We start from the raw sequence: 13,472 nt of genomic DNA, 5'->3' as shown, positions 1-13,472 counted from the left end.
AGGAAAGGGATATGATGAATAAAACGAAAAGTATTTGGGATAAAACACTTTTTAGCGCGGGTGCGCTTACTCTTTGTTCAATCATATGGGGAAGCGGGTATTTAGTGAACAAAATAGGGATTGAGAAGGCTGAACTTTCTCCGGAAGCACTTCTATTTGCAAGGCAGTTTATCGCTACAATCTGTATTGCAGTGATTTTTAGGAAAAAGCTTCAGTCATCTTACCGGAAAGGTGATTGGAAAGGGGGTGCGATAGCAGGAGGATTCTTCGTTGCGGCTACTATGTTTCAGACTTATGGGTTATCCAATACCTCTCCTGGGGTTGCTGCCTTTTTGACTACCACTTATGTTGTAATCGTTCCACTTTTATGGTGGGCACTCAAAAAAGAAAAGCCATCTAAGATTATAGCGGTGTGCAGCGTTCTCGCTGTTATAGGAATTGGGCTGCTTTCTTTGACGGAAGGAATGGCAATGAAGCCTGGAGATATGCTCGTGCTTGTATGTGCCTTTATGTTTTCCGGATATATTATGAGCATCAGTATCTTTGCAAGAGATATGGATGAAATTGTACTAGCATTTTTGATGTTTTTGTTCTGTACTATCTATTCATTCATCTTGTTTATGATAAATGATGGCAATTGGAAACAGTTCTTGAGTACGCCAGCTATAGCGTCCATACTTTACTTAGCTCTTGCTTATACGTTTTTTTCAAATACTATCCAGGTATTTGCACAGGCGCATATCAGAGCAGGGCTGGCGGCAATTCTGCTTTCGCTTGAATCCCTATTCGGAGCGATGTTTGGTATCATCGGCGGGTATGACAAATTGTCAGCGCGGTTTGTTCTTGGGGGAGTGTGTATGATTGTAGCGGTAATGCTTCCTGCCTTTGAGGATTATTTAAAAGAGAAGAAGGAAATGGCAGAAGAGAAATAACATTTGGCAAATATATAAAACAATAACGATAAAAAGGAGCACATGATGGAAAAGAAAAACATATGGAAGAATACAATTGTATGTGTGATTGCACTTATTTTATGTAATGTTATGTGGGGAGGCGGCTATTTAGTACAGAAAATTGGACTTGAAAGCGCAGCACTTTCCCCGGAAGCATTGCTGTTTTCACGTGAATTTATTGCGACAATTTGCATCGCAGTAATATTCAGAAAAAGAATACGGTCTGCATATCAAAAAGGGGATTGGAAAGGTGGTGCGATTGGAGCAGGTTTTTTTGTTGCAGGTACTATGTTTCAGACATATGGTCTAACCAACACCTCACCAGGAGTTGCAGCTTTCTTAACGACTACATATGTAGTGATTGTGCCTCTTCTATGGTGGCTGATAAAAAAAGAAAAACCGTCTAAAATTATTCTGCTGTGTAGCATTCTTGCAATCGTCGGAATTGGTCTGCTTTCCCTTACAGATGGGTTTAAGATGAGGCCAGCGGATATACTGGTGTTGGTATGTGCGTTGATGTTCTCCGGCTATATTATGAGTGTCAGTGTTTTTGCAAGAAATGTAGATGAAATTGTTTTTGCATTTTTATTGTTTTTATTCTGCTCCATTTATTCGTTTATACTATTCTTGGCAAACGATGGAAATTGGAAACAATTCTTAAGTTTACCGGCAATCCTTACTGTATTATACTTGGCTCTTTTCTTTACATTTATCTCAAATACATTGCAGGTATATGCACAGGCATATTTAAGGCCAGGTCTAGCTGCTATTTTGCTTTCACTGGAATCGTTGTTTGGAGCACTGTTTGGAATTATAGGAGGATTTGACACACTGACTATACGCTTTATTGCCGGTGGCATCCTAATGACTATTGCTGTTATACTTCCGGCTGTCGAAGACTACAGGAAAGAGAAACTAGAACTAGCAGCTAAGGAAACCGATAAACTAGAGACAAGCAGCGGTAGTAAGGTATAAAAGCGGCACAGATTACTGAAGGCGAAGCTTTTGCAAAATTTGTTTTGAGCTCTTGATTCCGAGTTTGTTATATGCAGAAGCAGTATATTTCTTCACGGACGGAATGCTTAAATAGCAGTGGCTGGCAATGTCCTCATTGCTGTATCCTCTCAAAATTTCCTGGAGAATATCAAATTCCCGTTTTGTCAGTGTATATTCTTTTCTAAGTTGCTGCAGCGCGGCATCAAATAAGTATGATATATTATAGACAAGACATTGCACGAGAATATCGGAATCTGGAGCACTAGCTGTTTTGGAGAGTTCAATGAAGAAGGGGGCGTCTGAGAGTTTGCTCTCATAAGAATAATTGTCAAGACCTGCACTGTCCGTAAACGCCTGCCTGCACAAAGAGCGCACTTTTTCTGACAGCAGGGAACCATACTGGTCATTTGACATCAATTCCTTGTATATATTATTGCAAGACACAAGTTCGAGTGATTCATTAAACAAAGCATAAGCTAGGTGGGAGGAGTTGGATAATACAATGCAAGAATTGTTTAAAGACTGCTCCTCACCATAATAATGCAGTGCTTTTGAAAGATGGGGCTGCAGAAACCGAAGAATCTCTATATCTTTATCAGAAAAATCATTTCGAGTTTTTTCACGATAAAGGCAAATTCCAGCTTTGAGATTGTTCTGGCTCTTAAATAGAATATTTCCGTTTATGCCGTAATAGATATTGCTGGGAATATAAAATTCTCTCCATGCAGGATTTTCAAGCCGTGCTTCAAAATCATAATATTCGCTGAACCGGATGATACAGGGGACGGGTGCATTTACAGAAGAAAAGAGATCATCATAAGGTTCATAGTATCTGTAATAGTCGCTGGCGTCGATATAGTCGCTTGTTACATTGTATTCAATAGCATGTGTCTGTGAAAAATGATCACCGTTTTTACGGAAAAAATAAATTGCTGCTTTGTCGAAAAAAATGACGGTAAAGAGCTGATGAAGAAAATCTGAAAGACGTCGATCTACGGGCCCTTCAGAATATAATTTATGGATTAAATGGTTGAGAGTATGCAGATCTTTTGTATTAAAATCAGACATGATAATTTTTCCTTTCGGTTTTAAAATCAAAGCAGATTTAACAGTAATTTGATATTATTCATAATTATAATTTAATTCAAAAAGGACGTCAACAATCACAAAATATTTTCAGCAATCGCTATGATTAGGCACCAATAAAACTAAAATATTTATATAATGTAAAAGGAGAAAAAAATGAGTAGAAAAATTAGAATGGTATCGTATGGACTTGGCAGAATGGGAAAGGTGGCTGTCAGATACGCTGTAGGAAGAGACATTGAGATTGTAGGGGCTTACGATATGTACAGCAAAATTCATGGGCAGGATGTAGGAGAACTTGCCGGTATTGAAAAAATAGGAGTTGAGGTGAGAGATTCAGCGAATTTTGCCGAAGAACTAAAAGAACTGAAAGCAGATATTTGCGTTGTAATTGGACGGAGTCTTCTAAAAGACCTGGGGGATGTATTTTTGGCGTGCGCCGCTGCGGGAGTCAATGCAGTTACGATTGCTGAAGAGATGTTGTATCCGCGCGTTTCTTCTCCGCTACTGGCCGAGAAGATTGACAAGCTGGCAAAGGAGAATGGCTGTACGATTTCAGGAACAGGGGGACAAGAACTGTGCTGGGGTTCTTTGGTATCTACAGCAGCAGCTTCTGTAAATACAATCAGAAAAATTACAGGTATTACAACGAACAATGTAGACGATTATGGTATTGCTTTTGCAGAACAGTTTGGCATTGGCATGACAGAAGAAGAATTCAATGAAAAAATTGCGAAAACAAGAAACGTCAGTGACAAAGATGTCGCGGCAGAAATTTTAGAAGGAACTTTTGAGGCCGCATTTATGTGGAATTCCTGCGCATGGCTCTGTGACAGACTAGGATATAAGATAAAAACGCTTGCGCAGAAAATCGTTCCTGTCTATGCAAAGGAACCGGTATATTCTGAGAGTCTTGGCAGGACAATAGAAACAGGAGAAGTTTCAGAGGCATCTCAGGTCATTACGCTGGAGACGACAAATGGCATGGTGATTGAAAGTGAATTGTATTGTACGATTTACACAAAAGGGCAGCAGGATTATAATAACTGGAAAATTTATACGGATGAAAGTGAGCTGGCTATAGAGATGCCGTCAATGCCGTCTGTAGAGATAACATTGGGTACAGTAATGAACCGGATTCCGGATATTATAGCAGCAGAACCAGGACTCGTCTCTACAGGAAGAATGCCCGCTGCAGTATTTCGTCAGTCTCCGATGAGAATAGAGGACTGATATTGGAAATATTTGTCAGAAGTTTTGTTAGTATAGATCAAAAATTAGCATCTACTAAAATGAAAACTTAAAAAAATACCTTGAAATCACGCACAAGTATAGATATAATACATAATATAAGAAAAATTCTTCGGGGTCGGGTGCAAGTCCCAACCGGCGGTAAAGTCCGCGACCTGCCTTGTATAAGGTGGCTGAACCGGTGACACAGTAGAGTGCTGTGAATTCCGGTACCGACAGTAAAGTCTGGATGAGAGAAGAAATTGTGTCATATGAAAGTGGTGACGTGGCCCCGAATAGTCATTCGGGGTTTTCTTTATTTTTAAATTGAAATAATAACCTGTACAGAAAGCTAGAATGAAAGATTCGGAGACAAGTAACTGTGAAAATGACAGAATTGCCAGGAAGATTTTTTTCTTTTCTAAATTATCAAAATGTCCGGCAGGACAATGAGAAAAGGAGAGAAATAAAATGAGTACAGAGACAAATGTTGCAGGAAAACAGGTACAAAGCTCAGGAGTAAAGACGGTTGTTCAGGTTGGAATGTTAGCGGCACTGGCATTGATTTTAATGTTTTTTGAAATTCCGCTTCCATTCGCACCATCATTTTATGAGATTGATTTTAGTGAAGTTCCCGTCTTGATAGGGTGCTTTACAATGGGGCCACTGGCTGGAACAGCAGTGGAGCTTGTGAAGATATTGCTTGCGTTGGTACTAAAAGGAACAACTACCGCGGGGGTAGGAGAAATTGCCAACTTTCTGATTGGATGTGCCCTCTGTGTTCCGGCAGGAATTATCTATAAGAGAAACCGTACAAGAAAAAGTGCTTTGCTTGGTATGGCTGCAGGTACGCTTTTGATGACAGTGATTGGATGCGTGATAAATGCATATGTATTGCTTCCTGCATATTCGGCAGCTTTTGGCATGCCACTGGAAGCACTGGTGGATATGGGGACAGCGGTAAACAGCCATATTACCAGTCTTTCGACGTTTGTAGTGTTGGCGGTTGCACCATTTAATCTTTTAAAGGGAATACTGGCATCGTTGATTGTTTTCTTGATTTATAAAAAAATCAGTCCGGTTTTTAAGATGCGTTAGACATAGAACGAGGAGGTGGAGCTTAGATGGAAATGGCAATAATGATGTGTGCCGTAGTGATTGCGGTCTGTATTTTGACAAATAAGTTCACCTCAAAATTAGGGATACCGGCAGTATTGCTTTTTATGGGAATTGGCATGCTCTTTGGGAGCGAAGGATTGGTAAAAATTCCTTTTGATGATTTTAAGGCGGCGGAAAGAATCTGTTCTGCCGCCCTTGTTTTTATTATGTTTTATGGTGGATTTGGAACAAATTTCAAAGCGGCTAAACCGGTTCTTGGAAAAGCGGTTTCGATGGCAACACTGGGTGTTTTAATAACGGCAGGAGTGACAGGAATATTCTGTCACTTAGTGTTAGAAATGAGTATACAGGAGGGGTTACTTATAGGGGCTGTAATAGGTTCTACAGATGCTGCTTCTGTGTTTTCTATTCTGCGTTCGAAAAATTTGTCTCTAAAGGAAGGGACCGCTTCTCTTTTAGAAGTGGAAAGTGGAAGCAACGACCCTTTTTCTTATATGTTGACGATGGCAGTTTTAAGCTGGATGGGAGGAGACGGACAGAATATCTTCCTTATGGTAATAAGACAGCTTGGATTTGGGATTATGTTCGGAGTAGGACTCGGAATTCTGGCAGTTCAAATTTTTGAAAGAATAGAATTTGATATAGAAGGTGCTGATACAATTTTAATGGCAGCGATGGTACTTTTTTCATATGCAGGCCCTGCCTTTTTAGGGGGCAATGGATATTTGAGTGTTTACCTTTTAGGAATGATTGTAGGAAATGCGAATTTTGGAAATAAGATTTCTCTTATACATTTTTTTGAAGGAATCGACAAGCTTGCCCAGATTCTTATTTTCTTTCTGCTGGGGCTTTTGGTGTTTCCGTCGGAGTTACTGCCTATGTTGAGTAAGGCGGTAGTGATTTTCCTTGGGCTTACCTGTATCGCACGTCCATTAGCGACGATACTTCTTCTCGCACCTTTTCGTTCCTCAGTCAGACAACAACTCTTAGTTTCTTTTTCCGGGCTTCGCGGGGCGGCCTCTATTGTATTTGCGATTATGGTAACAGTCAATCCAGTATATACAAAAAGTTATGTGTTTAATGTCGTATTCTGTGTCGCACTGATTTCCGTCGCTTTCCAAGGAATGTTGCTTCCATATGTGTCGCGGAAGCTGGATATGATTGACACAGAACAGACAGTTATGAAAACATTTAGTGATTATCAGGAAGAACAGCAGATGCAGTTACTTCAGATAAGATTAAAGGAAGGGCATAAATATATTGGGAAAAAGATTCGAGATTTAAAATTAGGAGGGATACTTGCTGTCTTGATTGAACGCGAGGGTGAAGCGATTATTCCACGGGGAGAGGTGACACTGAAGGAAGGAGATGTTCTGGTATTAAGTGGTGAGTCCTATCAGGGAGCACAGGATACAGTATTGGACGAACAGAGGATAGAGAAGGGAGATACGCGAATTGGAAAGCAGATATGTGAAATGAAAAATCCTCAAAATCGTCTGATTGTCTTGATCAGACGTAGCGATAAAACAACTGTGATACCGAAAGGCGATACAAAGATTTATGAAGGGGATACACTTATTTTTAGTACGGGAGAACGACAGGGATAGTAGTGCAGATTTTCTATGAAAACAGAAAATTTTGAAGGGATTTCGAGAATTTTGAGATGGAGAATTAAGACGGATTATGACGAAAGGTCGACTGATGTAGAAATAAAAAAGTTGACAAGATGAATTTTTTATATTAGAATAACGCCTGTAACATTTTTGTAATATCTGTAATATTTATGAAATTATAAACGTATATTTCATAATATGTATGCAAAGATATTGCAATAATCAGGAGGTAGGAGTATGAAACAATATAAAAAATTTATTGCGATGATGTCAGCTGTTACTATGTGCACAGTGACTGTGCCTGGATTTGACAGTCTGGCAGCACAGCCGGGAAGTGGGGCGGCACCGGTTATGTCTCTAAACCAGAGGGATGGGGAGTGGACTCTGGAAACACTTTTAAGAGAGATACCGGACGAAGCATTAAAAGATACGAAGGGAGCAGCAGAAAAAGCTAAAACATTATACATTGTTAATAAAAAAGAGGAAGAAAAAAAGGCGCAGGAAGAAGCACAGAAGAAAGCGGAAGAAGAAAGACTTGCACAGGAGGCGGCACAGGCAGCAGAGGAAGAAGCCAGAGCGCAGGCAGAGGCGCAGACTCAGACGGCAGTTTCCTGGAGTCAAGAAGTGGGTGTACAGGCATCCTGGGATGATCAGACACTTTTAGCAGCATTGATATATTGCGAAGCAGGTAATCAGCCTTATGAAGGACAGGTGGCTGTCGGTGCAGTTGTGATGAATCGTGTCAGAAGCGGCGCGTATCCAAACACAATATCTGAAGTTATTTATCAGCCGGGACAATTTGGACCAGCGATGACCGGCTGGCTGGATTCTGTGCTTGCTAGTGGCGGCTATACAGACACCGCAATGCAGGCGGCGGCAGACGCGCTGGCAGGCAGCAATCCTGTGGGGGATTGCATGTCCTTTGGAAATGGAAATTGGGGAATCCAGATAGGAGATCACTATTTCCATTAGGGATATAAATATAAAGTTAATTGACGAAATATAAAATTTAAGCGACAAAAGGGACGTGTGAAAGAGATGCTTTGCATCGTTCGTCAGGGCTTCGCCGAAATTCCTTACTCACGCAAAGCATCTTTTTCACACTCACACTTTCGCAGCTTAAGTTTATAGTTCTCAACGGAAGAAATCGGCTTCCTGTAGCTATATACTCAATCGGAAGTAGACGAATTTTTCTGATGAGGGACTTGTGGAAACGTGAAGTTGGTTTTATTCTGTCTGAAATTGTGAATTTAATTGAAGAAGAACGTAAGTATAAAGAGAAGGTAGTACATAAGTAGGAGATTTTAAGTGGAGCTTTGACCTGCATTGCACAGCCTTCTCTTTTTGTGTAAAATTTTTTCGTCAATTAAATTAATACTCTTCTGCTTCAGCTTTGACAAGAGCTGCTTTACCTTCTATTTTGGCAACGTCTACAGCTCCGGTCTTTAATCGAACGAAGGCGAGGAGTGCCATTCCGACTGTAATTCCTACCTGTATAATTTTCTGTACAGTATTTTCTCCGATAAAAAGATTATATACGACAACTAGACATGCCGCCGTACCTAAGCAGCACAGGAGAACAGCCAGTGGGTAAGGCATATGCATGCTGCTGCGCTCCCATTGCTGGGGAAATTTTTTAATAATGGAAAGGCAGGCAAGATTGCAGTAAGCATTTAGCAGTAAGCCGGGGATAGTCAGTAGTGACACTATAAAGTCAAGATCAAAACCAAATAAAATGGGAACAATAGATACTACATAAAACAGTCCCATGATTACGATGGGATATCCGGACTTTGTTTTTGTGCGGAATACTTTGGGAAGCCAACCGTCATCGGCAACTTGTTCCACTGGATAACGGTGCATGGCAATCTGTCCCATCATAGAGCCAAGGAGAGCAAAACAAATACCTCCAAAGACAAATAAAGCGTAAATTTTAGGAGAAAGGATTGCTTGTGCGACAAGGAGTACAGATTTTCCCATAACATCTTCCATTGGGAGTATGCCTGTTGCTACAATTCCCATTAAGCCATAGATAATTCCAACAACCAGAGTACCTAAAAGAATTCCTTTTGGAACAGTTTTTTTGGGTTCCTTTGTTACATATGCATGATTAACAGCTCCTACAGTGGTTCCCATGGAAGCATAAGCAGTTAAAGAAAGAGCAGACCAGAAGCCCTTTAAACCGCCGGAAAAGAAATCTCCTTCAGTGATATATCCGGATTTAAGATTAAATAAACCTACTACAATGAAAACACTGATGGAAAGTAGGACACATATGACGAGGATTCCTTTGATTTTAGCAACCAGTTTGTCTCCGACTATAGTGGAGATAAAGAATAAACTAATGATAATAAGGCAGATAATCGTGGTATAGTTTTCGACAGCGGGTACTACGGTAGCAGCGAATTCACAGGCTGATAGTGAGAGCAGCGAAAAGGCGAATCCGTCTACTAATTGCATGTAACTGACGATTCCTCCAATTAAAGGCGTAAATAGAAGCGTTTTCTGGCTGTAGTCGCCTCCCTTTAGGGGAAACATAGAAACCATGATCACATTAAAAGAATAAGCCAAAAGCATAAGAAAAGCTCCGGCAACCATAACAAGGGATATAGATTTTCCGGTTACTGCGATACCAAGACCGAGCATAACCCAAACACCGGCGCCAATCGTATTTCCCACTACGTGAGAAAAAATATCAAATGTATTTAATAATTTTTTGTTTTTAGCAGAAGTTTCGTTTGTCTGCGTTTTTGCATCACTCATATAAATAACCTCCCATAATTTATTACAAATTCTCTCTTTTCAATAAATAAGATCTATTTTTGTTTTATATAAAATTATCCATTATATTAACCGTACTATATAAAAGGTAGTGTGTCGATATTAAATATAATAAATAATAATGTAAAAATATAAGGCTTATTACAAATCAATTATTACTTTCATAACTTCTTGTTTATGGTTACAAGCGTGTTCGAATGCTCTTTCTGTTTCCGCGAAATGGAAACGGTTAGAAATCATTTCCTTTACAGAGATATATCCGTGAGTAATCCCTTCGATGGCTTTCGGAAAATCGTTTACGGAGCGAAAGACTGTAGTCATGGTAATTTCCTGTGGACTGAATGTATTGAAATCAAAAGGAACATCCCCGTGAACGTTTCCGACCATTGTGACAGCTCCACCGCGTTTGACAAGGAATGGGATGAGTTTGGTAGTGTGTGGACTGCCAGCTGTTTCGAATACGTGGTCGGTCATGTTTCCCCCTGTGAGCGCCCGGACTTCTTTCGATAAGTCAGTGTGGGTGGAATTGATTACGGTCGTGGCTCCGAGCTTTGTTGCCATTTCTAGGCGGTTATCGAACAAATCTGCAACAATAATATTACCAGCGCCGCGAGCCTTACAGGCGAGTAATGTCATAAGTCCGATACAGCCGGCGCCAAGAATAAGCACAGATTGCCCCAGAGACACGTTTGCCCGTTCTGCTGCGTGCAGGCCGATGGCAAGTGGCTCAATAAGAGCTCCTTCTAATGTGGAGACGTTTTCGGGGAGTTTGAATGTATAGGCGGCTGGATGCTTTACATATCGGCTCAGTGCTCCGGTTTTAAAAGGAGGAGCAGCCATCATAATAACATCCGGGCATAGATTATATCTTCCGCTTCTGCAAAAATTACATTTCCCACAGGGAACTCCCGGCTCCAGAGCAACTTTGTCCCCGGGCTCTATATGACGTACGCTATCTCCTACGGCTGTAACGATACCGGCGCATTCGTGTCCTAATACGATAGGGAGCGTGACTGTTAATTCCCCTCCGACTGTAGGATCGTTATAGAAAAGGATGTCTGAACCGCAGATACCCACATGTTCTATCTGTACTAATACATCGTCCTTGCCGGGAATTGGAATTTCGGAATTTCTGATTTCGAATTGTTTTGCTGCTGTTAGATACGCTGTTTGATTTTTCATAAGTGCAAAGCCTCCTTCTGTTTGCTGCATTGCTGACTGGACCACAGAGTGTATTGTATTTGCCCTCAAATAACCGTACGTGCACTTGATATGATACCAGCTGTGATGGTGCTTTTTTGCTATATACGATATTTTCCTGGGATTTCTGGATGGAACCGTAATATCTCGGATTTACAAACTCTATGGTGGTAGCACTGCTGCTTAATTAAAATTGAATTGTTGTATTTAGTGATATAATACAAGGAATAAAACCGAATGTCAATGAAATATTAACAAATAAATTGAATTAATAAAAATAATAATGTTGACATTTTACTGGATGTGATAAATAATAAGGAGGAAAAATACTACAAAATAAACAAAAAATGAAGGAGGAAATATGTATGAAATCTGGAGTGGTTTGCGTAGGAATGTGTGGTATTGATGTGCTGATAAAGGGAGCTGATTTTTCGACTCCTTTTGAGTCAGAGCAAAAGCGCGCGGACAGTGTTGGGTTTGCGATTGGAGGAGATGCTGCAAATGAAGCGGTTGTTTTGTCTTCGTTGGGTGTTCCTGTGAAACTGGTTGCAGGGGTTGGAAGGGATAATACAGGTGATTTAATTAAAACGGTGCTGAATGGAGCCGGAGTAGATACGGAATATTTTATCTATAATGACGAGCATGTTTCCAGTATTAATGTGGTTGTCATTGGACCGGATGGACAGAGAAATTTTGTCAGTCCGCCAAATACGGAAGCGTGGAACTTTGTTCCTCCGTTGGATTATCTGAAGGGAGCTAAAATTGTCTCCCTGGGGTCTCTGATGGTGCAGCCCTTTACGAACCAGGAGAATATACTACGCGTTGTAAAAGCGGCTAAAGAAAATGGAAGTATTGTATGCGCGGATGTAATTGCAGGGGAAAACAGATGTCCGTTGGAAAATATAAAAGAAGCTCTGCCTTATATTGATTACTTCTTCCCAAATGATTATGAGGCTGAAATTCTGACAGGGAAGAAACACGTGGAGGATATGGCGGATGTTTTATTAGAATATGGAATTAAAAATGTAGTGATAAAGGTGGGGAAAGAGGGGAGCTATATAAAAAATTTGCAAGAAGAGATACGTATGCCGGCGTATACAGTTAAAGTGTTAGACACAACGGGTGCTGGGGATAATTTTGCGGCAGGATTTATGTGTGCGCTTGCAGAAGATAAGGGGTTGAAAGAGTGCTGCCGTTTTGCAACTGCAGTTGCAGCTATTTCTGTTCAGCATGTAGGAGCGAATGGAGCTATAAAAAGCAGGGAACAGGTGGAAGATTTTATAAGAAAGATGAAATTGAGAAAATTATAAAATTTAATTAATTAAATAAAGGAGGCGAAAAAGTGCAGGAGAAAATGAAGGCGATTGTTCAAGTGAAACAAGGTGCACGGGGAATCAGAATGCAGGAAAAAGAAATTCCCCGGATAGGAGACAGTGATATTTTAATCCGTGTAAAAGCGGCAGGGCTTTGTGGATCTGATATGCATATTTATAGAGGAACAATAGAAACGAGTGGAAATATAGGAGTTACTATAGGTCATGAATTTGCAGGAGAGGTTGTGAAAGTTGGAAGTAGAGTGAAACATTGGAAGACGGGTGATAGAGTTGCTTCTGACAATACAGGATGGGTGTGTGGTGTGTGCAGCGGCTGCCGTGCAGGAAATCCCCTCAATTGTGAACATAGACTTGGATTGGGCTTTGAACTAGACGGTGGTTTTGCGGAGTATGTAAAGATAGGTGGGGATATACTGGAGCGTATGCCAGACTGTCTGGTACATATTCCGGATAACATTTCTTATGAAGAGGCAGCGATTCTGGACCCGATAGCAAATGGATACTATGCGGTTTGCCAGCAGGGAAGATTTTTGCCAGGGGAAAGCGTAGCGGTGATTGGTACAGGACCGCTTGGACTCGCATGTATAAATGCAGCAAAAGTGGCAGGCGCCGTGCGTATTTTTGCAATCGTACGAAAAAGTACATCTAAATTGCATAGAGAAGCTGCTTTGAAGATGGGGGCTACAGAGATATTGGAGACAGATACGGTGGATATTAAGCAGTATATCTTAAGAAGAACGGACGGAGAAGGAGTAGCGTGCACCTATGAATGTGCAGGTCCTGCTGCATTGACTGGGACAGCCGCAGATATCACCAGAAGAGGAGGAAAGATTCTGCGCGTTGGATTAGAATTTAAAGGTGAAGATTTATCTCTAGATGTATTTAACAAAATTGCATTCCGAAATATTTCTCTTATAGGACACGATGGTTATAATCCGATTTCCTGGCATAATTGTTTAAAATTGTTGGAAGCAGGGTTACTAGATGCAAAAACGCCGATTACGCATGTCCTTCCGTTGGATGAGTACCAAAAAGGTGTAGAATTGATGCTAAATCGTGAGGCGATTAAGGTAGTTTATCATCCATAAAAACGATAAAACAAGGTATAACATGTATAGTTGAAAAAGAAGAACCGTTGTAAGGCAACTTATTTTTCGTCT

11 protein-coding genes and 1 riboswitch are annotated in these 13,472 nt (G+C 40.6%); of the genes, 8 read left to right on the top strand and 3 right to left on the bottom strand.

What is annotated here, in order from left to right:
• Positions 1–11 precede the first annotated feature (11 nt).
• Both ACZ5C4_RS16130 and ACZ5C4_RS16125 read left to right on the top strand, forming a co-directional pair.
• Complete coding sequence (locus ACZ5C4_RS16130) at positions 12–932, top strand: DMT family transporter (RefSeq protein WP_464521873.1); 921 nt, start codon at positions 12–14, stop codon at positions 930–932.
• A 45-nt stretch (positions 933–977) separates the two neighbouring features.
• A complete protein-coding gene (locus ACZ5C4_RS16125) occupies positions 978–1,928 on the top strand; it encodes a DMT family transporter (RefSeq protein WP_464521872.1) in 951 nt (316 codons plus the stop codon).
• Between the two features lie 12 nt (positions 1,929–1,940).
• Here the strand turns inward: ACZ5C4_RS16125 and ACZ5C4_RS16120 are convergent, their stop codons facing one another.
• Positions 1,941–3,017, bottom strand: a complete 1,077-nt coding sequence (locus ACZ5C4_RS16120; protein WP_464521871.1) for a response regulator transcription factor — start codon at positions 3,015–3,017, stop codon at positions 1,941–1,943.
• 174 nt (positions 3,018–3,191) lie between these two features.
• Here ACZ5C4_RS16120 and ACZ5C4_RS16115 point away from each other — a divergent pair, with 174 nt between their 5' ends.
• From ACZ5C4_RS16115 to ACZ5C4_RS16100, 4 genes are all read left to right on the top strand, one after another.
• Entirely contained in the window at positions 3,192–4,268 is a 1,077-nt protein-coding gene (locus ACZ5C4_RS16115) for a hypothetical protein (RefSeq protein WP_464521870.1), read from the top strand.
• Between the two features lie 122 nt (positions 4,269–4,390).
• Positions 4,391–4,531, top strand: a riboswitch (FMN riboswitch).
• A 205-nt stretch (positions 4,532–4,736) separates the two neighbouring features.
• Complete coding sequence (locus tag ACZ5C4_RS16110) at positions 4,737–5,363, top strand: ECF transporter S component (protein ID WP_464521869.1); 627 nt, start codon at positions 4,737–4,739, stop codon at positions 5,361–5,363.
• A gap of 26 nt (positions 5,364–5,389) precedes the next feature.
• Positions 5,390–6,991: a potassium/proton antiporter gene (locus ACZ5C4_RS16105; protein WP_464521868.1), complete on the top strand. Its 1,602-nt coding sequence runs from the start codon at positions 5,390–5,392 to the stop codon at positions 6,989–6,991.
• A gap of 243 nt (positions 6,992–7,234) precedes the next feature.
• Positions 7,235–7,969 carry a cell wall hydrolase gene (locus ACZ5C4_RS16100; RefSeq protein WP_464521867.1) on the top strand — a complete coding sequence of 245 codons (735 nt, stop codon included), beginning with the start codon at positions 7,235–7,237 and terminating at the stop codon, positions 7,967–7,969.
• 399 nt (positions 7,970–8,368) lie between these two features.
• Here ACZ5C4_RS16100 and ACZ5C4_RS16095 read toward each other — a convergent pair whose 3' ends face one another.
• Complete coding sequence (locus tag ACZ5C4_RS16095; RefSeq protein WP_464521866.1) at positions 8,369–9,760, bottom strand: APC family permease; 1,392 nt, start codon at positions 9,758–9,760, stop codon at positions 8,369–8,371.
• 159 nt (positions 9,761–9,919) lie between these two features.
• Positions 9,920–10,990: an NAD(P)-dependent alcohol dehydrogenase gene (locus ACZ5C4_RS16090; protein ID WP_464521865.1), complete on the bottom strand. Its 1,071-nt coding sequence runs from the start codon at positions 10,988–10,990 to the stop codon at positions 9,920–9,922.
• A gap of 353 nt (positions 10,991–11,343) precedes the next feature.
• On the opposite strand from ACZ5C4_RS16090, the gene ACZ5C4_RS16085 reads away from it, so the two are divergent.
• Together ACZ5C4_RS16085 and ACZ5C4_RS16080 are read left to right on the top strand one after the other, a co-directional pair.
• Positions 11,344–12,288 (top strand): carbohydrate kinase family protein, encoded by a 945-nt coding sequence (locus ACZ5C4_RS16085; RefSeq protein WP_464521864.1) that lies wholly within the window; start codon positions 11,344–11,346, stop codon positions 12,286–12,288.
• A gap of 32 nt (positions 12,289–12,320) precedes the next feature.
• The gene (locus ACZ5C4_RS16080) at positions 12,321–13,400 is read left to right on the top strand and encodes a zinc-dependent alcohol dehydrogenase (RefSeq protein ID WP_464521863.1); all 1,080 of its coding nucleotides are present in this window, start codon (positions 12,321–12,323) and stop codon (positions 13,398–13,400) included.
• Positions 13,401–13,472: the final 72 nt, after the last annotated feature.

The sequence above is a fragment of the Mediterraneibacter flintii genome, from assembly GCF_055387595.1.
This window is presented reverse-complemented; position numbering and strand designations above follow the sequence as displayed.

Coding starts and splice junctions, on each gene's coding strand:
- ACZ5C4_RS16110 (WP_464521869.1), top strand. CDS start 4,737: ATGAGTACAGAGACAAATGTTGCAGGAAAACAGGTACAAAGCTCAGGA.
- ACZ5C4_RS16105 (WP_464521868.1), top strand. CDS start 5,390: ATGGAAATGGCAATAATGATGTGTGCCGTAGTGATTGCGGTCTGTATT.
- ACZ5C4_RS16095 (WP_464521866.1), bottom strand. CDS start 9,760: ATGAGTGATGCAAAAACGCAGACAAACGAAACTTCTGCTAAAAACAAA.
- ACZ5C4_RS16130 (WP_464521873.1), top strand. CDS start 12: ATGATGAATAAAACGAAAAGTATTTGGGATAAAACACTTTTTAGCGCG.
- ACZ5C4_RS16100 (WP_464521867.1), top strand. CDS start 7,235: ATGAAACAATATAAAAAATTTATTGCGATGATGTCAGCTGTTACTATG.
- ACZ5C4_RS16115 (WP_464521870.1), top strand. CDS start 3,192: ATGAGTAGAAAAATTAGAATGGTATCGTATGGACTTGGCAGAATGGGA.
- ACZ5C4_RS16085 (WP_464521864.1), top strand. CDS start 11,344: ATGAAATCTGGAGTGGTTTGCGTAGGAATGTGTGGTATTGATGTGCTG.
- ACZ5C4_RS16125 (WP_464521872.1), top strand. CDS start 978: ATGGAAAAGAAAAACATATGGAAGAATACAATTGTATGTGTGATTGCA.
- ACZ5C4_RS16090 (WP_464521865.1), bottom strand. CDS start 10,990: ATGCAGCAAACAGAAGGAGGCTTTGCACTTATGAAAAATCAAACAGCG.
- ACZ5C4_RS16120 (WP_464521871.1), bottom strand. CDS start 3,017: ATGTCTGATTTTAATACAAAAGATCTGCATACTCTCAACCATTTAATC.